General features: G+C 69.7%; 26 protein-coding genes and 1 tRNA gene. 13 read left to right on the top strand and 14 right to left on the bottom strand.

The window, feature by feature from the left end; all coding sequences use genetic code 11:
- The first annotated feature begins 162 nt into the window (after nucleotides 1–162).
- From AB5L52_RS20905 to AB5L52_RS20890, 4 genes are all read left to right on the top strand, one after another.
- Complete coding sequence (locus tag AB5L52_RS20905) at nucleotides 163–1149, top strand: expansin EXLX1 family cellulose-binding protein (RefSeq protein ID WP_369365561.1); 987 nt, start codon at nucleotides 163–165, stop codon at nucleotides 1147–1149.
- A 43-nt stretch (nucleotides 1150–1192) separates the two neighbouring features.
- Complete coding sequence (locus AB5L52_RS20900; RefSeq protein WP_351033375.1) at nucleotides 1193–1723, top strand: SigE family RNA polymerase sigma factor; 531 nt, start codon at nucleotides 1193–1195, stop codon at nucleotides 1721–1723.
- On the top strand, nucleotides 1720–2505 hold the full coding sequence (locus AB5L52_RS20895) for a hypothetical protein (RefSeq protein WP_369365558.1): 786 nt from the start codon (nucleotides 1720–1722) through the stop codon (nucleotides 2503–2505). The genes AB5L52_RS20900 and AB5L52_RS20895 overlap by 4 nt, the downstream gene beginning before the upstream one ends.
- A 137-nt stretch (nucleotides 2506–2642) precedes the next feature.
- Entirely contained in the window at nucleotides 2643–5069 is a 2427-nt protein-coding gene (locus AB5L52_RS20890) for a non-reducing end alpha-L-arabinofuranosidase family hydrolase (protein ID WP_369365556.1), read from the top strand.
- A gap of 119 nt (nucleotides 5070–5188) precedes the next feature.
- Here AB5L52_RS20890 and AB5L52_RS20885 read toward each other — a convergent pair whose 3' ends face one another.
- From AB5L52_RS20885 to AB5L52_RS20835, 11 genes are all read right to left on the bottom strand, one after another.
- Nucleotides 5189–6814, bottom strand: a complete 1626-nt coding sequence (locus AB5L52_RS20885; RefSeq protein WP_369365554.1) for an RICIN domain-containing protein — start codon at nucleotides 6812–6814, stop codon at nucleotides 5189–5191.
- A gap of 863 nt (nucleotides 6815–7677) precedes the next feature.
- On the bottom strand, nucleotides 7678–7965 hold the full coding sequence (locus tag AB5L52_RS20880) for an SCO5918 family protein (RefSeq protein WP_351033382.1): 288 nt from the start codon (nucleotides 7963–7965) through the stop codon (nucleotides 7678–7680).
- Between the two features lie 34 nt (nucleotides 7966–7999).
- The gene (locus tag AB5L52_RS20875; RefSeq protein ID WP_351033418.1) at nucleotides 8000–8335 is read right to left on the bottom strand and encodes a hypothetical protein; all 336 of its coding nucleotides are present in this window, start codon (nucleotides 8333–8335) and stop codon (nucleotides 8000–8002) included.
- A gap of 151 nt (nucleotides 8336–8486) precedes the next feature.
- Entirely contained in the window at nucleotides 8487–10001 is a 1515-nt protein-coding gene (locus AB5L52_RS20870) for a DEAD/DEAH box helicase (protein ID WP_369365552.1), read from the bottom strand.
- A gap of 216 nt (nucleotides 10002–10217) precedes the next feature.
- Nucleotides 10218–10424 carry a cold-shock protein gene (locus AB5L52_RS20865; RefSeq protein ID WP_020943091.1) on the bottom strand — a complete coding sequence of 69 codons (207 nt, stop codon included), beginning with the start codon at nucleotides 10422–10424 and terminating at the stop codon, nucleotides 10218–10220.
- 232 nt (nucleotides 10425–10656) lie between these two features.
- A complete protein-coding gene (locus tag AB5L52_RS20860; protein WP_351033388.1) occupies nucleotides 10657–10995 on the bottom strand; it encodes a MerR family transcriptional regulator in 339 nt (112 codons plus the stop codon).
- 174 nt (nucleotides 10996–11169) lie between these two features.
- A complete protein-coding gene (locus AB5L52_RS20855) occupies nucleotides 11170–11442 on the bottom strand; it encodes a DUF5994 family protein (protein WP_351033391.1) in 273 nt (90 codons plus the stop codon).
- A gap of 109 nt (nucleotides 11443–11551) precedes the next feature.
- Nucleotides 11552–11941: an STAS domain-containing protein gene (locus AB5L52_RS20850; protein WP_351033394.1), complete on the bottom strand. Its 390-nt coding sequence runs from the start codon at nucleotides 11939–11941 to the stop codon at nucleotides 11552–11554.
- A 71-nt stretch (nucleotides 11942–12012) separates the two neighbouring features.
- The gene (locus AB5L52_RS20845; protein WP_369365548.1) at nucleotides 12013–12507 is read right to left on the bottom strand and encodes a DUF5994 family protein; all 495 of its coding nucleotides are present in this window, start codon (nucleotides 12505–12507) and stop codon (nucleotides 12013–12015) included.
- Between the two features lie 135 nt (nucleotides 12508–12642).
- Nucleotides 12643–12969, bottom strand: coding sequence for a hypothetical protein (locus tag AB5L52_RS20840; RefSeq protein WP_369365546.1), 327 nt, complete (start codon nucleotides 12967–12969; stop codon nucleotides 12643–12645).
- Between the two features lie 78 nt (nucleotides 12970–13047).
- Entirely contained in the window at nucleotides 13048–13308 is a 261-nt protein-coding gene (locus AB5L52_RS20835) for a hypothetical protein (protein ID WP_351033402.1), read from the bottom strand.
- Between the two features lie 289 nt (nucleotides 13309–13597).
- On the opposite strand from AB5L52_RS20835, the gene AB5L52_RS20830 reads away from it, so the two are divergent.
- Nucleotides 13598–14287 (top strand): hypothetical protein, encoded by a 690-nt coding sequence (locus tag AB5L52_RS20830; protein ID WP_351033404.1) that lies wholly within the window; start codon nucleotides 13598–13600, stop codon nucleotides 14285–14287.
- Nucleotides 14288–14697: 410 nt separating this feature from the next.
- Here AB5L52_RS20830 and AB5L52_RS20825 read toward each other — a convergent pair.
- Nucleotides 14698–14771 (bottom strand) — tRNA-Gly (locus AB5L52_RS20825).
- A 284-nt stretch (nucleotides 14772–15055) separates the two neighbouring features.
- Here AB5L52_RS20825 and AB5L52_RS20820 point away from each other — a divergent pair.
- From AB5L52_RS20820 to AB5L52_RS20810, 3 genes are all read left to right on the top strand, one after another.
- A complete protein-coding gene (locus AB5L52_RS20820; RefSeq protein WP_023547984.1) occupies nucleotides 15056–15214 on the top strand; it encodes a hypothetical protein in 159 nt (52 codons plus the stop codon).
- 116 nt (nucleotides 15215–15330) lie between these two features.
- Nucleotides 15331–15906 carry a dCTP deaminase gene (dcd, locus tag AB5L52_RS20815; RefSeq protein ID WP_351034247.1) on the top strand — a complete coding sequence of 192 codons (576 nt, stop codon included), beginning with the start codon at nucleotides 15331–15333 and terminating at the stop codon, nucleotides 15904–15906.
- A 13-nt stretch (nucleotides 15907–15919) separates the two neighbouring features.
- On the top strand, nucleotides 15920–16426 hold the full coding sequence (locus AB5L52_RS20810) for a phosphoribosyltransferase (RefSeq protein WP_351034250.1): 507 nt from the start codon (nucleotides 15920–15922) through the stop codon (nucleotides 16424–16426).
- A gap of 105 nt (nucleotides 16427–16531) precedes the next feature.
- Here the strand turns inward: AB5L52_RS20810 and AB5L52_RS20805 are convergent, their stop codons facing one another.
- Nucleotides 16532–17575: a YIP1 family protein gene (locus tag AB5L52_RS20805; protein WP_369365542.1), complete on the bottom strand. Its 1044-nt coding sequence runs from the start codon at nucleotides 17573–17575 to the stop codon at nucleotides 16532–16534.
- Between the two features lie 126 nt (nucleotides 17576–17701).
- On the opposite strand from AB5L52_RS20805, the gene AB5L52_RS20800 reads away from it, so the two are divergent.
- On the top strand, nucleotides 17702–18025 hold the full coding sequence (locus AB5L52_RS20800) for an antibiotic biosynthesis monooxygenase (protein WP_369365540.1): 324 nt from the start codon (nucleotides 17702–17704) through the stop codon (nucleotides 18023–18025).
- 111 nt (nucleotides 18026–18136) lie between these two features.
- The gene (locus tag AB5L52_RS20795; protein ID WP_351025803.1) at nucleotides 18137–18520 is read left to right on the top strand and encodes a YrdB family protein; all 384 of its coding nucleotides are present in this window, start codon (nucleotides 18137–18139) and stop codon (nucleotides 18518–18520) included.
- Nucleotides 18521–18637: 117 nt separating this feature from the next.
- Here AB5L52_RS20795 and AB5L52_RS20790 read toward each other — a convergent pair whose 3' ends face one another.
- On the bottom strand, nucleotides 18638–20920 hold the full coding sequence (locus AB5L52_RS20790; RefSeq protein ID WP_369365537.1) for a (Fe-S)-binding protein: 2283 nt from the start codon (nucleotides 20918–20920) through the stop codon (nucleotides 18638–18640).
- A gap of 187 nt (nucleotides 20921–21107) precedes the next feature.
- Between AB5L52_RS20790 and AB5L52_RS20785 the strand changes: the two genes are divergently transcribed.
- The 3 genes from AB5L52_RS20785 to grpE all read left to right on the top strand — a co-directional run bounded on the left by AB5L52_RS20785 (nucleotide 21108) and on the right by grpE (nucleotide 24782).
- Nucleotides 21108–22127 carry an MraY family glycosyltransferase gene (locus AB5L52_RS20785; protein WP_351025808.1) on the top strand — a complete coding sequence of 340 codons (1020 nt, stop codon included), beginning with the start codon at nucleotides 21108–21110 and terminating at the stop codon, nucleotides 22125–22127.
- Between the two features lie 94 nt (nucleotides 22128–22221).
- Nucleotides 22222–24069 carry a molecular chaperone DnaK gene (gene dnaK, locus AB5L52_RS20780; protein WP_351025811.1) on the top strand — a complete coding sequence of 616 codons (1848 nt, stop codon included), beginning with the start codon at nucleotides 22222–22224 and terminating at the stop codon, nucleotides 24067–24069.
- A complete protein-coding gene (grpE, locus tag AB5L52_RS20775; RefSeq protein WP_369365535.1) occupies nucleotides 24066–24782 on the top strand; it encodes a nucleotide exchange factor GrpE in 717 nt (238 codons plus the stop codon). The genes dnaK and grpE overlap by 4 nt, the downstream gene beginning before the upstream one ends.
- Nucleotides 24783–24808 lie beyond the last annotated feature (26 nt).

The following is a 24808-nucleotide window of genomic DNA, read 5'->3' as shown; positions in this document are numbered from 1 at the left end:
TGGCCGCTCGGGAGGGAAAGGTTGCCGCCGTACCCGATGTTCTTCAGATCCCTTTCGTGCCGTGCACCGGTCGCCGGGAAATCAGCGTCGGCGCGGCAACCTTCTCGTCCCCTGCGGCAACTGAGAGCCGGAAGGCCGAGTCGAACTACCGGATGGACGGGCATGAGGGCAACGAAGCACGCCGCGCCGCAACCGTGGCGCAGGCGCGGACTGGTCACGGGCATTCCCTTGGGGCCGCTGGTCGTCGGTGTGCCGGCACGCCTGGCCCTGACCGTCCTCACGGGGAGCGGAACCAGTGCCGGAACGGCAGCCGACGCGTCCGCCGCAGGCGCACGGGCGGCCGCCCCGTCCGATGCCGGGTCGGCGGCGGGCGGCGGTGCGAGTGCGACGGTGCGGCCGACGGCCTCGGCCAGTCCCACGCTTCCGGCCTCGGCCACGCCGTCGCCTTCGGTTTCGGCCACTCCGACGGCCTCGGCCGGGAGCACCGCGCCCGCGAGCTCCAGGGCGGCGGCCCTGGCCGGACGGATCAGACCAGCCGTCCGCTACCAGGGAGTCGCCACCGCCTACGCGGCGGGTGACGGCAGCGGCTCCTGCCTGTGCGGGGCGTCCGACGACCTGGTGATCGCAGCGATGAACGTCACCGACTATGAGTCGGCCAAGGCGTGCGGGGCCTACGTGCTGGTCCGCGCGGCCGGCGGAGCCACCATCACGGCACGGATCGTCAACGATTGCCCGTGGCCGTGCGCGCAGGGGCGACTCGGCCTCAGCCGACAGGCGTTCGCCAAGCTCGCCGACCTGTCGGTGGGCCGGCTCCCGATCACCTGGTCGCTGCTGAGCCCGGACCTGCCGGGCACGACCGCCGTCCGGTACAAGACCGGGTCCACCAAGTCGTGGTGCGGGATCCAGGTGATCGGCCACCGGAACCCGGTGGCCGCGCCGGAGGTGCGGGCCGCTCAGGATCACCGACATCTACGGGGAGCGGCTGACCGCCGACGGCATCGCCGTGCAGCCGGACCTCGCGCAGCCGACCGGCGTCCAGTTCGCCCGGCATTGACCAGCCCGCCGGTCAGCCTTCACCGGCCCGCAACCGAGCACGCCCGCCGTTCGAATCCCGGGCTGGGCACTGTTAGGCTGCGCCCCCATTGTTAAACGCGCAACTAACGCGCACATCTTTGCCAGGAGAGGGCGGGGGATGCTCCTCGATGACGCGTCCGCGGAGTTCCACGAATTCTTCGAACGCCACTATGCCGAACTCGCCCGTCTGGCACACCTCCTGACCGGCGAGACCGACGCGGCGGACGACCTCGCGGCGGATGCCCTGGTCGCCCTGTGGCAGCGCTGGGACCGGTTGCGGCAGGCCGACCACCCGGTCGCCTACGCCCGCGGTGTGGTGGCCAACCTGGCGCGGGGACGGATCCGCAGCGCGGTGCGCGAGCGACGCCGGATCACGCTGTTCTGGTCCCGCAGCCCCGAGAAGGTGGAGGGGCCGGACATGGCGGCCGTACTGGACGTCCGTGCGGCGCTCGCCCGGCTGCCGTTCCGCAAGCGCGCCTGCGTGGTGCTGCGGCACGCCTTCGACCTGTCGGAGAAGGACACGGCCGTGGCGCTGGGCATATCGGTCGGTACGGTGAAGAGCCAGACCTCGAAGGGAATGGCCGAGCTGGAAAGGATTCTTGGCGCGCGAGCGGTCGGGGACCTGGTGGCAGGGAGGAGGAACCGGTGAACGAGGAGATCGCCCGTCGGCTGCGCGAGGCCGCCGAGGCCCACCGGCCCGACCGTGCGAGGATGCTGGCCCGGGTGCAACGCGGCATGGCCGGCCCCGCCGTCCGCCACCGCGCGCGGCCGTTCGCGAGGTCCGGTACCAGGGTCGCGCTCGCCGGGCTCGCCGCCACCGGCATCCTGGCGACCGGCGGCTTCGCCGTCGCCGCCATCGTCGCGCACTCGTCGCCGTCGGCCACCGTGACCGCGCCTGCCACCCCGTCCCCGACCGCCGGCTCCTCGCACTCGACATCGGCCCGCCCCACCCCTGTCGCGCCGGCCCCGGCCACCACCCCGGGCAGCGCGCACCCGACTCCGCCGGCCACCAGTCCATCGCCGGCCGCCGGCGAGAGCCAGAACGGGCCGCTGTGGTCGGCCGGCTCGGTGGACCCGCACAGCACCGTCTACTGGACGCAGAGCAACCTCGTCCTCAAGACGGCCCAGCCGCTCACCTCGCTCACGATCGAGATGCGGATCGTGCAGACCGGCGGGGTGAAGATCACCGGCACCTGGCAGACCCTGCCGAGTGCCGACTTCACCGTCACCGCCCAGGAGGCCGACGGCACCCTGGTCTACCGCTGGGTCCTCAAGCCGGGCCTGACCGTGCCGGCCGGGAGCCATGAGTTTGCCGCCCAGTTCAACCACGCCACCGGCGTGCGCAGTGCTGCGGGCGACGGCTACCGCGTCGACGCACAGGGTTCGGGCGGCTCCGCGTCGGTCCGGGGAGGATTCGTCCCGACCCGGTGAACGCCGCTGTGCGGACCTGGGTGGGGACGGTGACGGCGGCCGTGAAAACTCTTCCCTCGATCGCGGCAACCTTTGTGCGCGTGGCGGCAACTGGCGGGTAACCAGGGCCGGATCAAGGCCCGTTGTGCCAGAAGGACATGCCCTTGTCAGATCAGAACCGCTCTCATCGCCGCCGTCCGGCCACTCGCCGCGTGCTCGCCGCCGCCGTGGTCCTCGCCGCCGCTGGTGCTGCCGTACCGCTGGTCGCCCAGGCCGCACACACGCCGAATGCCCGCACGCCGACCCTGGCCGGTGCAGCGGCCGGCAGTGGCCGCTACTTCGGTACGGCAGTGTCCTCGGGCAGGCTCGGCGACTCGACGTACTCCAGCATTCTCGACCGGGAGTTCAACATGATCACCCCGGAGAACGAGATGAAGTGGGACACCGTCGAACCCTCCCGCGGGAACTTCAACTTCGGCCCGGCCGACTCGATCGTGGGCCACGCCGCCGCGCATGGCCAGCGCATGCGCGGCCACACCCTGGTCTGGCACTCCCAACTGCCCGGCTGGGTCAAGTCCATCACCGACGCCAACACCCTGCGCAGTGTGATGGACAGCCACATCACCACCGAGATGACCCACTACAAGGGCAAGATCTACGCCTGGGACGTGGTCAACGAGGCGTTCGCCGACGGTGGCAGCGGTCAGCACCGCAGCTCGGTCTTCCAGGACGTGCTGGGCAACGGCTTCATCGAGGAGGCGTTCCGCACGGCCCGGGCCGCCGACCCCTCGGCCAAGCTCTGCTACAACGACTACAACATCGAGAACTGGACCGACGCCAAGACGCAGGGCGTCTACGCGATGGTCAAGGACTTCAAGTCGCGCGGTGTACCGATCGACTGCGTCGGCTTCCAGAGCCACTTCGGCGCCGGCGGTCCGCCGGCCGGCTACCAGACCACTCTGTCCAGGTTCGCCGCGCTCGGCGTGGACGTCCAGATCACCGAGCTCGACGTCGCCCAGGCGTCGCCGACGGCGTACGCAGGCGCCGTCCAGGCGTGCATGAACGTCGCCCGCTGCACGGGCATCACGGTGTGGGGCATCCGCGACAGCGACTCCTGGCGCACCGGTGAGAACCCGCTGCTGTTCGACGCGGGCGGCAACAAGAAACCCGCCTACAACGCGGTACTCACCGCCCTGGGCGGCAGCAGCGGCGGCACGCCGGACGCAGGCGGCATCACCTCCGGCACCGTCTACACGCTCTCCGACGTGGCCGCCGGACGCGTTCTCGACGAGCCCGCGGGATACAACGGCAACGGCACCCCGCTCCAGGTGTGGGACGCCAGCGGTGCCGCCAACCAGCAGTGGCGGGCCGGCCGGAACAGCGACGGCTCCTACACGCTGACCAACGTCGCCAGCGGCCGGGTACTGGACGAGCCGGGCAACCAGACCGGCAACGGGACGAGGATGCAGGTCTGGGACTCGGACGGCGGCGCTAACCAGCACTGGCGGGCCGACCGCAACAGTGACGGCTCCTACACGCTGACCAACGTCGCCAGCGGCCGGGCGCTGGAGATCCCCGGCGGTCGGACCGCCAACGGCACTCCCGTCCAGGTCTGGGACTCGGGCGGCGGCGCCCGCCAGCACTGGAACCTCAGGACTTCTACGCCTGCGACGGCGGGCGGTGCGTGTGCTCTTCCATCGACGTACCGGTGGACGTCGACGGGTGCGCTGGCGCAGCCGGCGAACGGGTGGGACGCGGTGAAGGACTTCACCGACGTGGTGTACAACGGCAAGCACCTGGTCTACGCGTCGAGCGTGTCGGGATCGTCGTACGGCTCGATGATGTTCAAGCCCTTCACGAACTGGTCGGACATGGCGTCGGCCGGCCAGACCGGGATGAGCCAGTCCGCGGTGGCGCCCACGCTGTTCTACTTCGCGCCCAAGAACATCTGGGTGCTGGCGTCCCAGTGGGGCGCGTCGCCCTTCGTCTACCGTACGTCGAGCGACCCCAGCAACCCCAACGGCTGGTCCGCGCCGCAGCCGCTGTTCACCGGCAGCATCCCCGGCGCCGCCCCGATCGACCAGACCCTGATCGCCGACGACCAGAACATGTATCTGTTCTTCGCCGGTGACAACGGCAAGATCTACCGGGCGAGCATGCCGATCGGGAACTTCCCGGGCAGCTTCGGCTCGTCGTACACGACGGTCATGAGCGACTCGACGAAGAACCTGTTCGAGGCGCCGCAGGTCTACAAGGTGCAGGGCCAGAACCAGTACCTGATGATCGTCGAGGCGCGGGGTGCGAACGAGCAGCGCTACTTCCGCTCGTTCACGGCCTCCAGCCTGAGCGGCTCGTGGACCCCGCAGGCCGCCACCGAGTCCAACCCCTTCGCGGGCAAGGCCAACAGCGGTGCCACCTGGACCAACGACATCAGCCACGGTGACCTGGTCCGCAACAACCCCGACCAGACCATGACCATCGACCCCTGCAACCTGCAGTTCCTCTACCAGGGCAAGTCCCCCACGGCGACCGGCCCCTACGACCGACTGCCGTGGCGGCCGGGTGTCCTCACCCTGCAGCGCTGACCCGCCTGATCCCGGGCGGCAGCCCCCAGACCCACCCGCTGACGAAGAAGACGAATGCGCCCCCATCGGGAAGATGGGGGCGCATTCGTTTCCTTCGCCTACTTGAGTGCTTTCTTCGCCTACTTGAGCGCTGTGCCACCTGAGTTGTGGTAGGCGATGGTCTTGCCGATCAGGTTTCCGCCGTCGGTCTCGGCCGTGGTCTGTTCCTGCTGCCCTGGACCGAAGAGCAGCCCGGCGACATGGGCGTTCGCGACCTGGTCCATGTGTGCGAAGAACCAGTCGACCTTGTCGTCCTTGTAATGGTTGAGGGTGTTGTTCTGTGCCATGTTGCCCACGGGGATCTGCCACAGGACGACCGGCTTGCCCACGGACTCGGCCATCGTCTTGTAGAACCCGAGCGCGGCGGCGGCCTTCTGGTCGTTCCAGAAGTGGTCACTGCCACCGTGGGCCGGCTGTGCGTACCAGCCGGCGTCGCGGTCCGACACGTCGGTGACCAGGAAGTCGGCGTTCTTCGCCCCGAGGTTCGCGTAGTCCTTGACGCATGCCGGTGTGTTGGTCTGCCAGTCGAAGCAGGAAAGGTGCAGCCCCGCGGCGGTGTTCGGCGCGTACTTGTGGGCCATCGAGATCAGGCACTGGGCCAGGCCGGTGGCGCTGTTCTCCTGCGATCCGCAGTCCGTCGGATTCGAGGCCGTGACCTGCGCGGGAACCTGGTGCGGATTGCCGAGCGAGCGGACGTAGCCCCAGAAGTCGGGTTCGAGGTCGATCGCGTCGTGCGAGTTGCCGATCTTCTGGAGGAAGAAGCGGTAGTCGTTCAGGTACCGGGTGAGCAGGTCGGTCCTGTTGATGGCCTGGACCTCGCCCGGGCCGTCGCCCTGGCCTGCCGCATCCCCGAGGTCGCGCAGCGAGTACCAGGTCCAGAGCATCTTCTGCGGACGCGAACTGCCCTTGTACGTCGCCTCGGCCGCCACGGTGTCCCGATAGGTCACGTACGTGCCGGGCGCCGTGGTGCTGCCGGTCCAGCAGCCCCACCAGCCCGACCACCCGTCGTGGCAGCGCGCTGCCGAGTAGTAGTCCGACGAGGGCGCGGGCTGGCTGTGCACATAGGCGTAGCGCACGTCGAACGGCGCGGCGGCCGCCGAGGCGTCGGACACCGAGCCGCCGACGAGCACCGTGCTGCTGCCCATGAAACGTGTCGTCGAGCCGCCGCCACCGGGCGCGGGAGACGGTGCTGACGACGGCTGCGTGCCGACACTCCCGGCCGGGACGAGTTGCCATTGCTGGTCGGCGCCGCCCCGGTCGCGATCCTGGACGACGTCGCCCCCGTCGGCCTTGGCGGCGTTGTGGACCTCGACGGCCATGCCACTGAAGCGATTGACCAAACGCACGTAGCCGTCCGGCGACTTGGCCAGTTTGAACTGCTGGTTGGTGCCGTTCAGGTCTTTCCACTGCACGATGGCGGAGCCGGCGGTCTTCGACCAGCCGAGGTCGTCCAGCACCTTGCCGGAGTTCCGGTTCTGCAGCCGGTAGTACCCGTCACCCGCGTCGATGAGCCGCCACTGCTGGTTGGCGCCGCCATGACGGCTCCACTGCACCACCGCCGCGCCGTCGTTCGTGGCGAAGGCGCGGTCGTCCAGCACCTTGCCGCTGTTGCGGTTGACCAGCACGTACCACTTCTTCAGATCCAGGGTCTTTTGCTGCGCCGAAGCCTGGTTGACCACCACGGCGGAGCCGGCCACGACAACCATTCCGAGGGCTGCCCACAAACCTCGACGCGCGAGCAACCGACGGCCACGATGCTTCGGGCGACCACCGCGGGCGTGGCCGTCGGCACGGCGGCCGCCGGCGCGGGCCGCCACCGACGACGTGGGTGGGCTGGGGACATGTCTGTGCTCTCGTTCAAGGGACATGTCGGTGCTCTCTTTCAGTCGTCGCATCTGACCGGACCGCTTGGCCGGGCAACACTGAGTGGTCCGAGAGGCCGAAAAGGTTGCCGCGAAGAGCCACAGATTTCTTTTTCCGCCCTGACCGCTTCCCGTCCGCCGCGAAGCGGGGCGCCCAGGGCGCCGGGGCCGGTCCGGATGACGTCAGGCAGCGCGGTCAGGGCGTCGTCGAGGGTGTCCAGCCAGGCCCGCCCGTCCAGGAACCTCTCCAACGTGCCGCTGCCGAAGCCGTCCCGGGCCGGTGAGGCAGAACCCGCGACCGCACGGACGCGTTCCCGGCGGCTGGGCCACAACGTGCCTGCCGTGACCGCCAGTTCGATGCGCAGCTACCCGTGACGGGTCCGTATGCCGTGGTCCGTGACCTCTCCTGGTACGCCGAGCATCACCCCCGCCGCCTGCGAGGCCCGGCACCGCCGCGTCCCCGGCCGTCACCATCCGGACCGCCGGGTGCGCCGAGGCGACTGCGAACGCCACCGACCGGCCCAGCACACCCGCCCCCGCCACCACCACGTCCGCGCCGACCTGCGCAGACGTGTTCTTTTACAGGTGGCCGGCGTGGGCGGGTACAGGTGGCCGGCGTGGGCGGTACGTACCGCTGCGAACCCTTGTTGTCTCCGCGGCTTTCCGCCCCGCACACCGCGTCTCACCTGCCGTCGCGCTGGAAGACGTCACCAATCGAGCGCACGCTCGTCGGCTCGCGCGTCCCAGTCCGGCGTGACCGGGCGCGCGTCGTGGCAGGTGAAGCCGAGGCGAGTCAGTGCCCGGTGCATCTCGACCGAGGTGAAGTCGCGGCGGTTCTGTCTGGTGATCACTTCCCCGACCTGCATCACGGGGTAGACACGGCGGTCGATGGTCACGCACACGCCGGTGGCGGGTTCGGGCGTGATGCCGCTGATCGACTGTTCGACCTCGAACTTGGTCAGGTCGAAGGGGAACCGGGCGATGACACAGCGCATGGATGCCTCCACGGGGCGGTCAGGGGGTGATGGCTCAGGACGTGAGGGCGAGGATGCCCAGGGCGTAGCCGTGTTCGTCGATCACGGGGGACACGTCCAGGGTCCGGTCCCGCATGGCGGCCTCCGCCTCGCCGAGTGCGGCGACGGACGAGGTGAACGGTCCGCGGTCGAGCGGGATGTCCCGCAGCCGGGTCCGGTCGCTGTACCACGAGCCGCCGCGGTGCGCGGCGAGCTGGGCCCGGGTGACCAGCCCCCCGCACCGTCCGTCCTCGTCCCGGAGGAGCAGGTGCGGGACGCGGGCACCGATGAGCACGGACAGGGCCACGTCGACCGTCATGTGGTCGTCGACCTGGGGCCCGGGAGCGTGCATGGCGTCGCGGGCGGTCAGACCGATGCCGTCGGCGCTGCCGGCCTGCTGTGTTCGGGACGGGTACTGCGTCAAGGGCTTCTCCTCTTCGTCGGGGCGGGCGGGACGGGCGACGGATCTGCCTGACTGCTGGGAGTGCATCCCCGTACGGGGGCTACGGGGTGTTCCCCCGGGCCGAGCGACGGGTGCGGGCGGCGGCCCGGCCGCTCCCGCCGTGGCCGGCGGCCCACCCCCTGCGATTCCGGCCGGCGGATCCCTTGCCCTCGCGTCTGCCCTCGGTTCGTCCGTCGACCGGGGCGGTGAGGGTGACGGGCATGCCGGAGGGGGTCCGGGCGCCGGTGATGCGCTGCAGTTCGGCCTCGCCGGGACGGACCCGGGCGGTGCCCGGAGTGATGCCGGCGTCGGCCATCAGACGGTCCACGGTGCGGCGCTGGTGCGGCAGGACGAGGGTGACGACGGTGCCGGACTCACCGGCGCGGGCGGTACGGCCGCCGCGGTGCAGGTAGTCCTTGTGGTCGCTGGGAGGGTCGACGTTCACGACGAGGTCGAGGCCCGCGACGTGGATGCCGCGGGCGGCGACGTTGGTGGCCACCAGGGCGGTGACGTGGCCGTCCTTGAACTGGGCGAGCGTCCGGTTGCGCTGCTGCTGGGACTTGCCGCCGTGCAGGGCGGAGGCGCGCACCCCGACGGACAGCAGGTGCGTGGCGAGCCGGTCCACCGCGTGCTTGGTGTCCAGGAACATGATCACGCGTCCGTCGCGGGCGGCGATCTCGGTCGCGGCGGTGTCCTTGTCGGCGTCGCGCACGTGCAGCAGATGGTGCTCCATGGTGGTGACGGCTCCCGCGGACGGGTCGACCGAGTGCACGACGGGGTCGTGGAGGTAGCGGCGCACCAGGAGGTCGATGTTGCGGTCCAGGGTGGCCGAGAACAGCAACCGCTGGCCACGGGCGGGGACTTGGCCGAGCAGAGCGGTCACCTGAGGCATGAAGCCCATGTCGGCCATCTGGTCGGCCTCGTCCAGGACGGTGACGGCGACCTGGTCCAGCCGGCAGGCTCCCCGCTCGATGAGGTCCTTGAGGCGGCCGGGCGTGGCGACGACGACCTCGGTGCCGCCGCGCAGCGCACTCGCCTGCCGGCCGATCGACATGCCGCCCACCACGGTGGCGAGCCGCAGGTGCAGGGCACGGGCGTACGGGGTGAGCGCGTCGGTGACCTGCTGGGCCAGTTCCCGGGTGGGGACGAGGACGAGGGCGAGCGGCTGTTTGGGCTGGGCCCGCTGCCCGTCGAGGCGGGCCAGTACCGGCAGGCCGAAGGCGAGCGTCTTGCCCGAGCCCGTCCGACCCCGGCCCAGGACGTCCCGGCCCGCCAGCGCGTTCGGCAGGGTGGCCGCCTGGATCGGGAAGGGAACGGTCACGCCCTCGGTGCGGAGCGCGGCCAGCAGCCGTGCGGGCATGTCCAGTTCGGCGAACGTCTCGACCGCGGGGAGCGGCTCGGTGAGGGTGACCGGCAGGGCGAACTCCTGTCGGCGCGCGGTGGGGCGTGCTCGTTGACCGTTCTTGTGCCGGGGGCCCGGACCGGAATGTCGACGGTGCGGTTCCTGCGCCCGGAAGCGGCTGGAACTGCTGGAGCTACTGGAGCTACTGGAGCGAGCGGAACGGGTGCGGTCCACGACGGGGCCTTCCTCGATGCGGCACGTATCGAGGAATTCCTTGAGGAGGAATCACAGGACTGAGCCGAGTGAAATCCGAAGACCTTGGGTTGACGTTCCTTACGTTCCTTACGGCCTTGCGGGAGCAGAAAAAATGGGCTGGGGCCCGCACCCCGAGAGTGCGGGCCCCAGCCACATGATGCGCGAACCAGTGGCTCGCGACGGTTCGCGTCAGCGTCAGGCGGGAACGATGTTCTCGGCCTGCGGGCCCTTCTGGCCCTGCGTGACATCGAAGCTAACCTTCTGGCCTTCCTGAAGCTCGCGGAAGCCACCGTTGCTGATGATGTTCGAGTAGTGGGCGAACACGTCAGCGCCGCCACCCTCCTGCTCGATGAAGCCGAAGCCCTTTTCCGCGTTGAACCACTTCACGGTGCCAGATGCCATATTGAATCTCCCTTGGAGGGGCAGTGTCGGACTCCGCACTTTGCGGAGCCGAGTCGCCGCGATGATCACACCTCCGGAAAGATCCCGGAAAGCTCTGCAAAGAAAAAATCTCTGGCAACCAAAACCGCAACAGCTATCACGTTAACACAGGGCGGGTGGCAGCAGCCATGACTTTTCGGACCAGTCCGGTAATTGTCATCCCGCTGGAGTGTGCATTTCTATATCGGTGGGACTAGGTATCCGCACCGGGCTCGTCCAGCTTCCGGCGCATTTCCCGGTTCAGCCGGAGGGTGTCGTCGAGCTGGTCCTCCAGGGTGATGATGCGGCACGCGGCCTCGACGGGGGTGCCCTGGTCGACCAGTTCCCGGGCGCGGGCGGCGATGCGCAACTGGCGGCGGGAGTAGCGGCGGTGGCCGCCTTCCGAACGCAGCGGGGTGATCAGCCCGGCTTCGCCGACGGCCCGGAGGAAGGCGGGGGTGGTGCCGAGAACATCGGCGGCCCGCCCCATGGTGTAGGCGGGATAGTTGTCGTCGTCGAGATTGTCGGCGACAGGGGTGTTCTCAGCGGGCATGGCACCTTCGTTTCGGGGGGCGCGGCGAGGGGCCCGGGTGTGCGTGGCACCCGTGCTGCGAAGGATTCGGCGCCATCCGCCTTCGCGCCATCTGCCTCGTGCGACAACCCTAACTCCGGCGGGCACGGACATGTGGTCTCGCCGTGGCAGATATCCCCTCTCCGGCCGGCGTACTCAGCTCGCGAAGTCGCACTGCTCCGGTGTCGGCCCGGCTGCGGACACGAGCGATACGGCGGCCCGTCCGGTGGCCTCCGGCGGGACGACCAGCAGGTCCCTGCGCCCCTGGCCGGGTGCCATCAGGACGACGGTGCTCGGCGCGTGCGCCGTGGTGGCTCTGCGCAGCCGGACGAACTGGTCGCGGAAACGTGGCACGGTGCTCTCGGGTGCGAGGTACAGGCGCGGGAGAGGCGGGGCGGGCGGCGGGGGCCGTAGGCGGTCGCTCGTCATGAGGTGTCCTGTCGAGTGGTTCGGCGCGGTACGTCGGTCCCGGCCGGACGGTGTGCCTCGGCCGCCGGGAGAGCGCAAGCGGAGGACGCAGTGGCTCGGATCGCCGCGGTCAGCTGTGCCGTCCGGGCGCCTTTGGCGCCCCGGTGTCGGCCGTTCGTCCCTCCCAGGCGTCCTGCGCGCTGGCGTAGGCGGGGAAGCGGTGGAGGAGACCGGTGCAGCGGAAGACCAGGTCGGTCGTGTGGCTGTCGTAGACGACGCGTATCCAGCCGCCCCGGGCGCGGCAGTCGGACCACGCCTCGCACAGAGGCGCCAGGATGCTGCCGTCGGAGAAAGTCACCCGGCTCAGGTCCACGATGAGGCGGAGCCGTCCGGGCCGGGTGGCGCGGGCCTCGGCCAGGGCGCGGACCAGCGGCGCCACGGTCTGCGCGTCCAGCTCGCCGTGCGCGCGGACGATGCGGCACTCCTCGAAGAGCTCGGGTGCTTCGCCCTGACTGGTCAACGATCCGTGCGAGGAGGGCACTTGAGGCCGGCCGGCGGTCCCTGCCGAAGGTGCCCACGGGGTGGCGTGCCTCATGGTGTCTCCCCTGTCGTGCTCCCGAGGAGCCCGGTCTCGGCGAGCGTCAGCATGCGCGCGGCGGTCAGCGGGTTCTCGGGGTCGGCTGCCGCGGCCGGCAGCCGAGCGGCTGTTCCGGCGGGCTCCTCGCCCGGGACGACCCGCAGTACCCAGCGCCCCACGGTGCCGCGGTCCAGGGTGATGACGTGCGCGGCGCTTCCGGGGCCGGCCGGCTCCACGGCGATCTCCCGGCCGGGTGACATGACCGTGTGCGGCGCGTCGGGCCATTCGACGGGATCCACGGTGACCCGCACCGTGGTATCCGGGTCCGGCTCCAACGAGCCGACCAACGAGGGCAGTTCGAGTTCCAGCGCGGCGCAGCGCAGCCACCGGGCCCCGTCCAGCGGGCCGTGGCTGACGTCCGGGGTGAGGGCCAGGCGCGGCAGGGGCATCCGGTACGTGTGCGCATCGGCCGCGGGCGCGCCTCCGGCCGGCGTACTGCTCGGTTCCATCGTGCGGTCCCGTCCCGGGAGCCGTGGAGCGACTGCCCGTCTGGTCACTCGCCGGGAACGGCACCGCCGGAAGCGCTGCGCGAAGAACTCTCGGTACGGTCGAGGCTACTCCCTGGCCGACGAGAGGCGGGCGGGTCAGTCGCCCGACCGCGACCGCTCTGTCCTCTCCCGGACGTCCTGCTGCTCCCGCTCCTCCTCCTGCTCCTCCTCCAGCTCTTCCATCAGGCGGACGCCGACGTGTGTCAGAGAGACGGCGGCCGGGGTCCGGTGTGAGGTCCACTCCACGTCGATCAGGCCCTCGTCGGCCAGGTAGACGCACGCGGCGGAGAGGTCCTCGTCGGGCAGGTCCAGCTCGGCACGGAGCACCGATCCGCTGACCTCGGGGCGGTTGTGCTCGACGGCCCCGTACAGGGATTCCAGGACCGCCTTCCGGTTGTTCTTGCGTTCGCGGAGTTTCGTCATGGCTGTCGTTCTCCGAGGTGTTGACGGCCGCGTGGGCATGGACGCGACGGTGGATCCCCGTGGCCTCAGGGACCCGGGTCACACCTCGTCGGCGTGTGCTTGCGCCTGCTTTGTCGATGTACGGGTCGAGAGCCGGGGCCGTGCGGGTTCCGCGGCGTTCGCGGTGTCGAGGGTGAGATGGAGCCGGGTCCCTCCTTCGCGGCCGGCGGGATAGCTGCGCTGCTCGGTCGAGGCGAAGCAGCGGCGGAGGACGTCGGCCACGCACCGGGCGACCTCAGGGGTCGCGGCCACGATGCGGACCTCGGCGTGACTCTCGGAGGGCAAGGGATTGTGCTCCATACGGACCTCCTGGCGGGCGACGGGTACACACCGGAACGCGGTCGTTGCCCGAGCCGCCGAGCGACGGTGACGGGCTGCGGCGTGTTTCCACGGCACCCCTCTTCTGAAGGGTATGCCGGGCAAGGGCGGCCGTGCGTACCCCGCCCGGCCGGCCGTCCGGCCGGGAGTATGCCTGGGAGTACGGTGGAGACATCGAGGGCACTCCGTGCACCGGCTCCGACACCGGGCCGCTCTCGGTGATCGACGACACGGGGGCGGTCTTGTCCGCGCCCGGGGCAGGGTCCGCCCCATGACCGCGCACATGTTCGTCCCGACCACCCCGACGCCGTCGAACGTTCCCGCGCCCCGGCCCGCACCGGCCAAGCCGCGCACACGTGCTCCGGGCCGGCCGAGGTGGGAGCGGGGAGCCTCACCGTACGAGGGAGAACGCCTCCGCCCGCTGACCCGCGGGCAGGTCGAGGATCGCCTGCAAGACCTGGGCGACCTGTACGCGAAGGTGTCCGGTGACGGCCCATGGGCGTGGAACCAGGGGCGCGGCGCCTTCCTGCGGCATCTCGCGGCCGACGCACGACGACCGGGGTTCTCGCTGCTGATCGCGGAGACCACCGCCCTGACCGGATGCGCCTACGGCTTTCCCGCGGGCGGTGCCGGTCCGTGGCGGGAGGGCTTCGACGGACATCTGCCAGGGAGCCTGCTCCGCCGCGCCGCCTCCAGGCGACTCTTCGTCGTATCCGGGATCGTCGTCCCTCCCCGTGTGCGCCGGGAGCACCCGGACCGTGCCTGGAATCTCGCCAGGCGCTTCCAGCGGCGACTGCTCGCCGACCACGGCGCCGTACTCGGCGTCACGCTGGTGGACGCCCGGGACCACAGGGCGGTTGAGACGTTGCGGTCCTGGGGGTGGCGGAGCGCCGGGGACGACACACTCACGGCTGTGCCGCCCGGCCCGTTGCGGGTTCTGGTGCTGGTTCCGGGGACGTGAGCCCCGTACTCGTCGCTTCGCCTTCGCCTTCGCCTTCGCCTTCGCCTTCGCCTTCGCCTTCGGCTTCGGCCTCGGGCAGGCGCAGGGCGAGGAGGGCGATGTCGTCGGTGCTGCCGGGGGAGCTACGCGTGAATTCGGACGGTTAAGTCGCCCTCAGCGCGATCGACGACCTCCGCCGCTGGCCGCTTTGACGCGAACGTCCGGACGCTGAAGTCGCAGCCGTAGAAGGAACTTGGGCAGCCGTGGCCTTCAGACGGAGGGGCACGTGACTCGGCTTGACCGAGGGGACGGCAGGCTGAGGGCCCCTGAATCGGTCGCTCCACCTGCACTTAGGGCACGCAGAGGGCACGCCCCCCCGAATTGGCCTAGACAACAAACAAACCCCAGGCCGCCGACCTGGGGTTTCTCTCTGGAGCGGGTGACGAGAATCGAACTCGCGCTCTCAGCTTGGGAAGCTGATGTTCTACCATTAAACTACACCCGCGTAAGTACGGACATGATCCCTGGTGGGGTCCTTGTCCGGACCTTGCTCACTGTACATCATCGCAGACCCCTGGTGCCCGGGCCCTGGGGTCTGAGTCTGTTTCAGGGGTGGGATCCGGCTGCGGGCAGGGTGAGTTGGGGCGTACCGTGGAGGCCTGGCGGAGGGGTCGGGGGAGGCCGGAGTGCCGCCTGGAGGGTGGTCTCTTTCATCCCGTAATGTGGCTTTTGTCGTCAGGGCTCGGGTAGGCCCGACGAGGCTCTTGGGGAAGGGACTTAAGGGACTTGATGGAACGCACCGTCGTCCGCTGTGCGGACGGGCACGTCTTCAGCACCGCTTCGTTCCCGATGCAGCAGGCCGGTCGGCTCGGCCCCGGCCGGCTCATGAGGTGTCCCCGGTGCGCCCGGCTCCGCAGTGTGGTGCCGGTCGCCCTGGAGAAGCGCTAGCGGGGCCGGCTCGAAGACCGGCAATAGCAGAGGTAACACAGGCACACAGCAGTAACACAGGCGCGCGGGGTCGTCACGATTGTCACGGCTCCGCGCGCCTTGCGTATCCTCGCTACGTGCTTCTCTCAGACAAGGACATCCGGGCCGAGATCGACGCCGGGCGGGTACGGATCGATCCCTATGACGAATCCATGGTGCAGCCGTCGAGCATCGACGTACGGCTGGACCGGTACTTCCGGGTGTTCGAGAACCACCGGTACCCGCACATCGACCCCTCCGTCGAGCAGCCCGATCTGACCCGGCTGGTCGAGCCGGAGGGCGATGAGCCGTTCATCCTGCATCCCGGGGAGTTCGTGCTCGCCTCCACCTATGAAGTGATCTCGCTTCCCGATGATCTGGCCTCCCGGCTCGAAGGGAAGTCCTCGCTCGGGCGGCTCGGGCTGGTCACCCACTCCACCGCAGGGTTCATCGACCCCGGCTTCAGCGGGCACGTCACCCTTGAGCTGTCCAATCTCGCCACGCTCCCGATCAAGCTCTGGCCGGGGATGAAGATCGGGCAGCTGTGCATGTTCCGGCTGACCTCGCCCGCCGAGTCCCCGTACGGCAGCGAGCGCTACGGCTCCCGCTACCAGGGGCAGCGCGGGCCGACCGCCTCGCGGTCCTACGTCAATTTCCATCGGACCCAGGTGTGAGGGCTGCAGCGGTATGAGTGACACGCAGGGCGTGCGGGAGAACCTGACCTACGAGGCGTTCGGCGGTGCCATCCGCGAGCTGGCGCAGACCATCGCCGACGACGGGTACGAGCCCGACATCGTGCTCAGCATCGCCCGCGGCGGCGTGTTCGTCGCGGGAGGGCTGGCCTACGCCCTCGACTGCAAGAACATCCACCTCGTGAACGTCGAGTTCTACACCGGGGTGGGGACCACCCTGGACATGCCGGTCATGCTCGCGCCCGTCCCCAACGTGATCGACTTCTCCGACAAGAAGGTGCTGATCACCGACGACGTCGCCGACACCGGCAAGACCCTCAAGCTCGTCCGCGACTTCTGCCTCGACACCGTCGCCGAGGTGCGCTCCGCGGTGATCTATGAGAAGTCCCACTCTCTCGTGCAGTGCGAGTACGTCTGGAAGCGGACCGACGACTGGATCAACTTCCCGTGGAGCGTCCTGCCACCCGTGGTGAAGCGGGCCGGGCAGGTTCTCGACGCCTGACGCCCAGGACTCGGACTCCGGGTACGGAAAAGGGCCTCCGGCTGCCTCGCCGGGGCCCTTTCGTATGCCGGTCACCAGGACCGGTCCCGCGTACTAGCCCGCGTACTAGAACGTGCCCAGCTTCACTATCGACAGCAGCGCGATCAGCTGGATCGCGGACGCGCCCAGCGCCTTCGGCCAGGGCAGGTCGTGGGAGCGGGAGGCCATCAGCGTCAGCAGGGCGCCCGCGCCGATCCAGGTGGCCCAGCCGAGCAGCTGCACGAAGCCGGCGTCACCGCCGACGAACATGGCGACCAGCAGACGGGGTGCGTCCGTGACCGCCGTGATCAGCATGGACAGGCCGACCGTCGGCTGCCAGGCGCCGTCGCCGCCGAGCTGGCGGGCCAGGGTGTGGGTGACCACGCCCAGGACGAACAGGCCGAGCACCATCACGACCGCCGTGATCAGCACGATCGGCACCGTGGTGGAGAACGCGGAGCCGATCGCGTCCTTACGGGCGCCGTCGAAGCCGAAGACGGCGAGCAGGCCGTAGAGGAAGGTCGTGATGAGCGCCGGGGCCCACATCGTGTAGTCCCGCATGCGCAGGAAGGTCTGGTTGGGGGAGAGGACGATCCCCTTCAGCAACTCCTTCCAGTGCAGCGGCGGGCCGATCGGGGCGGCGGGGGCCGCGGCCGAGCCGGCCTGGTAGGTCGCGCCCTGGGTGTAGTCGGCGGCCTCGTCGATCGAGAACGCCTGGGTGTGGCCCGGGTTGTTGGCCGCGTACGGGTCCTGGCCGGGAGGGCCGGCCGGGTAGCCGCCGTCGTCGCCGAAGTACTCCGGTCCGTCGTCGGCCGGGCCCGGGTGGCCGTACGACTGCCCGGGCCGGCCGTAGGGCCCGCCCTGCTGCGGGTACGGCCGCTGCGGCGCCTGCGGGTAGCCGTACGAGGGCCCCGCGGGCTGTCCGTACGACGGTCCCGCGGGCTGCCCCTGCTGCGGTCCGCGCCGGCCGTACGACGGTCCCTGCGGCGCCTGCTGTCCTTGGGGGGTGCGGTTGTCCCGGCCCCCGCGTCCGATCCTGAATCCAGCCACGTCATCGAACGTACCTGGTCCCGGAGAGTGACGTGCGGGGCCCGGGCTTCCGGGCCGGGCTTTGCGGCCGACCTGTGACATCCCCTAAGGGACCGTCAGCGCATCGACCAGGGAGCCCTCAGGGATGTCCCCCGGTTTCGCCGCCCGCCATGCCGTGAAGGACGGTGCGGCGAGCGGTGGGTGGTGGGTGTGGGCCAGGATGGTGCCATGAGCGTAGTGAAGATCAACGTGCTGACCGTGCCCGCCGAGCAGCGGGAGGTGCTGGAGAAGCGGTTCGCCTCGCGAGCCCACGCCGTGGAGAACTCCGACGGCTTCGAGTGGTTCGAGCTGCTGCGCCCCGTCGAGGGCACCGACACCTATCTCGTCTACACGCGCTGGCGTGACGAGGAGTCCTTCCAGGCCTGGATGGAGGGGCCGATGAAGTCCGCGCACCAGGGCGGTGCCGAGGGCGAGCGGCCGAAGCCGGCGGCCTCCGGCTCCACCCTGTGGTCCTTCGAGGTGGTGCAGCAGGCGGGGCCGAAGGAGGCGTAGAAGAAGGGAAGTTGGGCACATAGACGGTGCCCCGTGCGGGGCGCCGTCACTGGCCCGGCTTTCGCGGTGATTTCGCGGTGATTCGCGGTGATTTCGCGGTGAGAGGACACCATGCCCCCACGCCCTGGCGCCATGGACGCGCTCGATGAGCGGCCCTGGTACGTCGCCAACGAATTCCTGGCCTTCGTGATCGAGCTCGCCGCGCTGGCCTGTCTGAGCTGGTGGGGATTCGGCGCCGGCGGCAACCTCGCCCTCCACGTCCTGCTCGGCGTGGGCACGCCGCTGCTGGCGATCGTGCTCTGGTCGCTGTTCGCGGCGCCCAGGGCACGGCTGCGGCCGGCGCTGCCGCTCGTCCTTGTCGTAAAGGCGGTCGTGCTGGGTGGTGGGGCGGCGGCCTTGTACGCGGTCGGGCATCCCGTCGGCGCCGTGGTCATGGCGGTCGTCGTGGTCGTGAACACGGCACTCGCCGAGACCTTCCGCCGTCGCCGGGCGTAGTCGCCCTGCGCGGCCGGGCCGGTTCCGCCTGCCAACGCCTTCTGCTGAGCCCCGCGTGCATGAACGGCGCCCCCTGCCTGTGCGAAGCAGGGGGCGCCGTACGTCAGGGAGCCGTGGTCACTTCACCGGCTCGGGCTCCGGCTCGTTCTCCGGCGTGGTCTCGCCCGCCGGGTCGACCGGGGTCCTCACCGAGTCGAGGAGCAGCTGGGCGACGTCCACGACCTGGATGGACTCCTTGGCCTTGCCCTCATTCTTCTTGCCGTTGACGGAGTCGGTCAGCATGACCAGGCAGAACGGGCAGGCCGTCGACACGATGTCGGGGTTCAGCGACAGCGCCTCATCAACACGCTCGTTGTTGATGCGCTTGCCGATGCGCTCCTCCATCCACATCCGGGCGCCGCCGGCGCCGCAGCAGAAGCCGCGCTCCTTGTGGCGGTGCATCTCCTCGTTGCGTAGGCCCGGGACCTTGCCGATGATCTCGCGCGGGGGCGTGTAGATCTTGTTGTGGCGGCCCAGGTAGCACGGGTCGTGGTAGGTGATGATGCCCTCGACCGGGGTGACCGGGATCAGCTTGCCCTCGTCGACCAGGTGCTGCAGCAGCTGGGTGTGGTGGATGACCTCGTAGTCGCCGCCGAGCTGCGGGTACTCGTTGCCGAGCGTGTTGAGGCAGTGCGGGCAGGTGGCGACGATCTTCTTCGCCGACTTCGGCTTCTTGGTCGACTCGTCCACCTCGCCGTCCTCGTTGAGGGACTCGCCGAACGCCATGTTCAGCGCCGCGACGTTCTCCATGCCGAGCTCCTGGAACAGGGGCTCGTTGCCGAGGCGGCGGGCGGAGTCACCGGTGCACTTCTCGTCGCCGCCCATGATCGCGAACTTCACGCCCGCGATGTGGAGGAGTTCCGCGAAGGCCTTCGTCGTCTTCTTGGCCCGGTCCTCCAGCGCGCCGGCGCAGCCGACCCAGTACAGGTAGTCGACCTCGGAGAGGTCCTCGATGTCCTTGCCGACGACCGGGATCTCGAAGTCGACCTCCTTGGTCCACTCCAGGCGCTGCTTCTTCGCCAGGCCCCAGGGGTTGCCCTTCTTCTCCAGGTTCTTGAGCATCGTGCCCGCCTCGGACGGGAACGCGGACTCGATCATGACCTGGTAGCGGCGCATGTCGACGATGTGGTCGATGTGCTCGATGTCCACCGGGCACTGCTCGACGCAGGCGCCGCAGGTGGTGCAGGACCACAGCACGTCCGGGTCGATGACGCCGTTCTCCTCGGCGGTGCCGATCAGCGGGCGCTCGGCCTCGGCGAGGGCCGACGCGGGAACGTCCTTGAGGGCCTCGGCAGAGGCCTTTTCCTCGCCCTCCACCGTCTTGCCGCCGCCGGCCAGCAGGTACGGCGCCTTGGCGTGTGCGTTGTCCCGCAGGGACATGATCAGCAGCTTCGGGGAGAGCGGCTTGCCGGTGTTCCAGGCGGGGCACTGGGACTGGCAGCGGCCGCACTCGGTGCAGGTGGAGAAGTCCAGCAGGCCCTTCCAGGAGAACTGCTCGACCTGGGAGACACCGAAGACGTCGTCCTCGCCGGGGTCGGTGAAGTCGATCGGCTTGCCGCCGGAGGTCATCGGCAGCAGGGCGCCGAGGGAGGTCTCACCGGTGGCGTTGCGCTTGAACCAGATGTTCGGGAAGGCCAGGAAGCGGTGCCAGGCCACACCCATGTCGGTCTTCAGGGCGACCGTGATCATCCAGATGAAGGAGGTCGCGATCTTCAGGCCGGCGAAGAAGTAGGTGAGGTTCTGCAGCGTGGCGACGCTCATGCCCTTCAGCCACGCGACGACCGGGTACGAGATGAAGAACGAGGCGTCGTAGCCGTCCACATGGTGCTGGGCGCCCTCCAGGGCGTGCAGCATGAAGATGCAGATGCCGACGATCAGGATGACGGCCTCGACGAAGTACGCCTGGCCGAAGTTGGAGCCGGCGAAGCGGGACTTGCGGCCCGGCTTGTTCGGCTTGCTCAGCTGCCGGATGACGATGAGGGTCAGGATGCCGAGCGTCGTCATCGTGCCGAGGAACTCGACGAAGACGTTGTACGGTGCCCAGTCACCGATGATCGGCAGGATCCAGTCCGCCTGGAACAGCTGCCCGATCGCGTTGACGATCGTCAGCAGCAGGGAGAAGAAGCCCACCGCCACGAACCAGTGCGCCACACCGACGATGCCCCAGCGGTTCATCCGGGTGTGGCCGAGGAACTCCTTGACCACGGTGAGGGTGCGCTGTGCGGGGTCGTCGGTCCGCGTCCCGGCCGGTACCGGCTGGCCGAGCCGCATGAAGTGGAAGATCTGCAGGAGGGCGCGGCCGAACAGTGCCACGCCGACCACGATCAGGACCAGCGACACGATGATCGCGGCGAGTTGCATTGGGGCTCCTGGGGCGGCCTCGAATTAACCGAGCGACATTACTAAGCGGTAACTTATTCAGTCCGTCTGAGACTACCCCCATCTTCCGCCGGGATGCAGCCGAGCGCGGGGTGATGCGCATCATCCCACGGGTCATCGGATCGTGTTATTCGTACCGAATTGCTACTTTCGCCCCTACCTTAGGGCTGTGCTCTACGGGATCGCCGCCGCTACCGCAGCCCTCCTTCTCGCCGCCCTTCTCGCGGCGCTGCTCAGGGTGCCCGCGCTGCGGGCGGGCATCGTCGACCGGCGGCTGCACCGGCGGCTGCCGCTGCTCGGCGGGCTCGCCGTGGTGGTCGTCACCTGTCTCGTCGCCGGGGTCGGACAGTGGACCGGGGTCGCCCCGCTCGGCGACGGCGTCTGCGCACTGGTCGTCGCCGCCGCCTCGGTGGCCGCGCTCGGCCTGATCGCCGACGTCTGGCGGCTGCGCCCGCGCGTGCTCGTCGCCGGTACGGCCGTGGCGGCGGCCTGTGTGGTGCCGTACGACGAGACGGGGGTGCTGGGCGGGCTGCTGGGCGTGGGCTGGATCGTCGCGGCCTCGCTGGCCTTCAAGGGGCTCGACCACGCGGACGGCCTGGCCGGCACCGTCGGGGTCGTGACCGCCTTCGGGGCGGGAGCCTGTGCCGCGGCCGAGATCATGGACGGGCTCGCCGTCCTGCTGAGCGTGTTCGCCGCCGCCCTCACCGGCTTCCTGATGCACAACTGGCATCCCGCGCGGATCGGGCTCGGCAACTGCGGCTCGCTGTTCACCGGGTTCCTGCTGTCGTCCTCGCTGGTCTTCACGCGCGCGGGGTACGACCTCGGGCCGAGCGCCGCGGTGATGTTCTGCCTCGGCGCGGTGGCCCTCGCCGACGCCCTTCTGGTGGTCCTGGCCCGGGGGCTGGCCCGGCGGCCGCTGCTGCGGCGCGGCCCCGACCATCTCGCGCACCGGCTGCGGCGGCTCGGGCTGACCCCGCCGGGCTCGGTCATCCTGCTGGGTGCCGCCTCCTTCTCCTCGGTGCTCGTGGGGGTGCTCGTGCACACCGGGTGGACGGGGGAGGGGGCGGTGCTGTGGGTGGCCGGAGGGGCGCTGCTGGTGGTCGTCGTACTCCTTGGCATCCCTGTCCAGTCGTCCCAGCGGACGGTATCGACGCAGGTCAGCAGCCAGTTGCGTGTAAGGAACGGATAAGACCTGAGTCGGTCCGACTCAGGTCTGTTGACCCAGCGGGGAGAGTCATGCATGCTTGAGTCCGTTCCACTCAAGTCAGCTGGAGGAATCAACCATGGCACGTGCGGTCGGCATCGACCTGGGCACGACTAACTCCGTCGTCAGCGTTCTGGAGGGCGGCGAGCCCACCGTCATCACCAACGCCGAGGGCGCCAGGACCACGCCGTCCGTCGTCGCCTTCGCCAAGAACGGCGAGGTGCTCGTCGGCGAGGTCGCCAAGCGCCAGGCGGTCACGAACGTGGACCGGACCATCCGCTCGGTGAAGCGCCACATGGGCACCGACTGGAAGATCCAGCTCGACGGCAAGGACTTCAACCCGCAGCAGATCTCCGCGTTCATCCTGCAGAAGCTGAAGCGGGACGCCGAGGCCTACCTGGGCGAGAAGGTGACCGACGCGGTCATCACCGTACCGGCGTACTTCAACGACTCCGAGCGTCAGGCGACGAAGGAGGCCGGCGAGATCGCCGGTCTGAACGTCCTGCGCATCGTCAACGAGCCGACCGCCGCCGCGCTGGCCTACGGCCTCGACAAGGACGACCAGACGATCCTCGTCTTCGACCTCGGTGGCGGCACCTTCGACGTGTCCCTGCTGGAGATCGGCGACGGCGTCGTCGAGGTGAAGGCCACCAACGGTGACAACCACCTCGGTGGTGACGACTGGGACCAGCGCATCGTCGAGTACCTGGTCAAGCAGTTCCAGTCCGGGCACGGCGTGGACCTGTCCAAGGACAAGATGGCCCTGCAGCGCCTCCGTGAGGCCGCCGAGAAGGCCAAGATCGAGCTGTCCTCCTCCACCGAGACCTCGATCAACCTGCCGTACATCACGGCGTCCGCCGAGGGCCCGCTGCACCTGGACGAGAAGCTCACCCGCGCCCAGTTCCAGCAGCTCACCTCGGACCTGCTGGAGCGCACCAAGACCCCGTTCCACAACGTCATCAAGGACGCCGGCATCTCCCTCTCGGAGATCGACCACGTCGTCCTCGTCGGCGGCTCCACCCGTATGCCCGCCGTCGCCGAGCTCGTCAAGGAGCTGACCGGCGGCAAGGAGGCCAACAAGGGTGTGAACCCGGACGAGGTCGTCGCCATCGGCGCCTCGCTCCAGGCCGGTGTCCTCAAGGGCGAGGTCAAGGACGTCCTGCTGCTCGACGTCACCCCGCTGTCCCTCGGTATCGAGACCAAGGGCGGCATCATGACCAAGCTGATCGAGCGCAACACCACGATCCCGACCAAGCGCTCCGAGATCTTCACGACGGCCGAGGACAACCAGCCGTCCGTGCAGATCCAGGTCTACCAGGGCGAGCGCGAGATCGCGGCGTACAACAAGAAGCTCGGCATGTTCGAGCTGACCGGTCTGCCGCCGGCGCCGCGTGGCGTCCCGCAGATCGAGGTCTCCTTCGACATCGACGCCAACGGCATCATGCACGTCACGGCGAAGGACCTCGGCACCGGCAAGGAGCAGAAGATGACCGTCACCGGCGGTTCTTCGCTCCCGAAGGACGAGGTCGACCGGATGCGCCAGGAGGCCGAGCAGTACGCGGAGGAGGACCACCGCCGCCGCGAGGCCGCCGAGACCCGCAACCAGGGCGAGCAGCTCGTCTACCAGACCGAGAAGTTCCTCAAGGACAACGAGGACAAGGTCCCCGGCGAGATCAAGACCGAGGTGGAGTCCGCCGTCGCCGAGCTGAAGGAGAAGCTCAAGGGCGAGGACACCGCCGAGATCCGCACCGCCACCGAGAAGGTCGCGGCCGTCTCGCAGAAGCTGGGCCAGGCCATGTACGCCGACGCCCAGGCCGCGCAGGGCGCCGGTCCGGAGGGTGCCGCCGCCGGTGGCGCCAAGCCCGCGGACGACGACGTCGTCGACGCCGAGATCGTCGACGAAGAGCGCAAGGACGGTGCCGCGTGACGGAGGAGACCCCGGGCTTCGAGGAGAAGCCCGACGTCCCCTCCGGCGCCAGCCCCGACGACGCCGAGTCGAAGGCCGCCCCCGAGGAGGGGGCGGCCCCGGCCGGGGACGGAAACGAGAGCGTGGGTCTGGTGGCCCAGCTGGACCAGGTGCGCACGGCGTTGAACGAGCGCACGTTGGACCTCCAGCGCCTCCAGGCCGAGTACCAGAACTACCGCCGCCGCGTCGAGCGCGACCGGATCGCGGTCAAGGAGATCGCCATCGCGAACCTCCTGACCGAGCTCCTTCCGGTGCTCGACGACATCGGCCGCGCACGGGAACACGGCGAACTGGTCGGCGGCTTCAAGTCGGTGGGCGAGTCGATGGAGACCGTCGCGGCGAAGATGGGCCTGCAGCAGTTCGGCAAGGAGGGCGAGCCCTTCGACCCGACCATCCACGAAGCCCTGATGCATTCGTACGCGCCGGACGTCACCGAGACGACCTGCGTGGCCATCCTGCAGCCCGGGTATCGCATCGGCGAGCGCACCATCCGCCCCGCGCGGGTGGCCGTCGCCGAGCCGCAGCCCGGCGCACAGACGGTCAAGGCCGAGGGCGCCGAGGAGACCACCGAGGCGAAGCAGGCCGGCTCCGCCAACTCCACCGGCTCCGCCAACTCCACCGGTTCCACCGGTTCCACCGACGACAAGGAGAACGGTGGCCCGGACGAGGGCTGACGACCACACTGAGGGGAACTCCGGAA

The organism is Streptomyces sp. CG4 (genome assembly GCF_041080655.1).
GTDB lineage: Bacteria > Actinomycetota > Actinomycetes > Streptomycetales > Streptomycetaceae > Streptomyces.
This window is presented reverse-complemented; position numbering and strand designations above follow the sequence as displayed.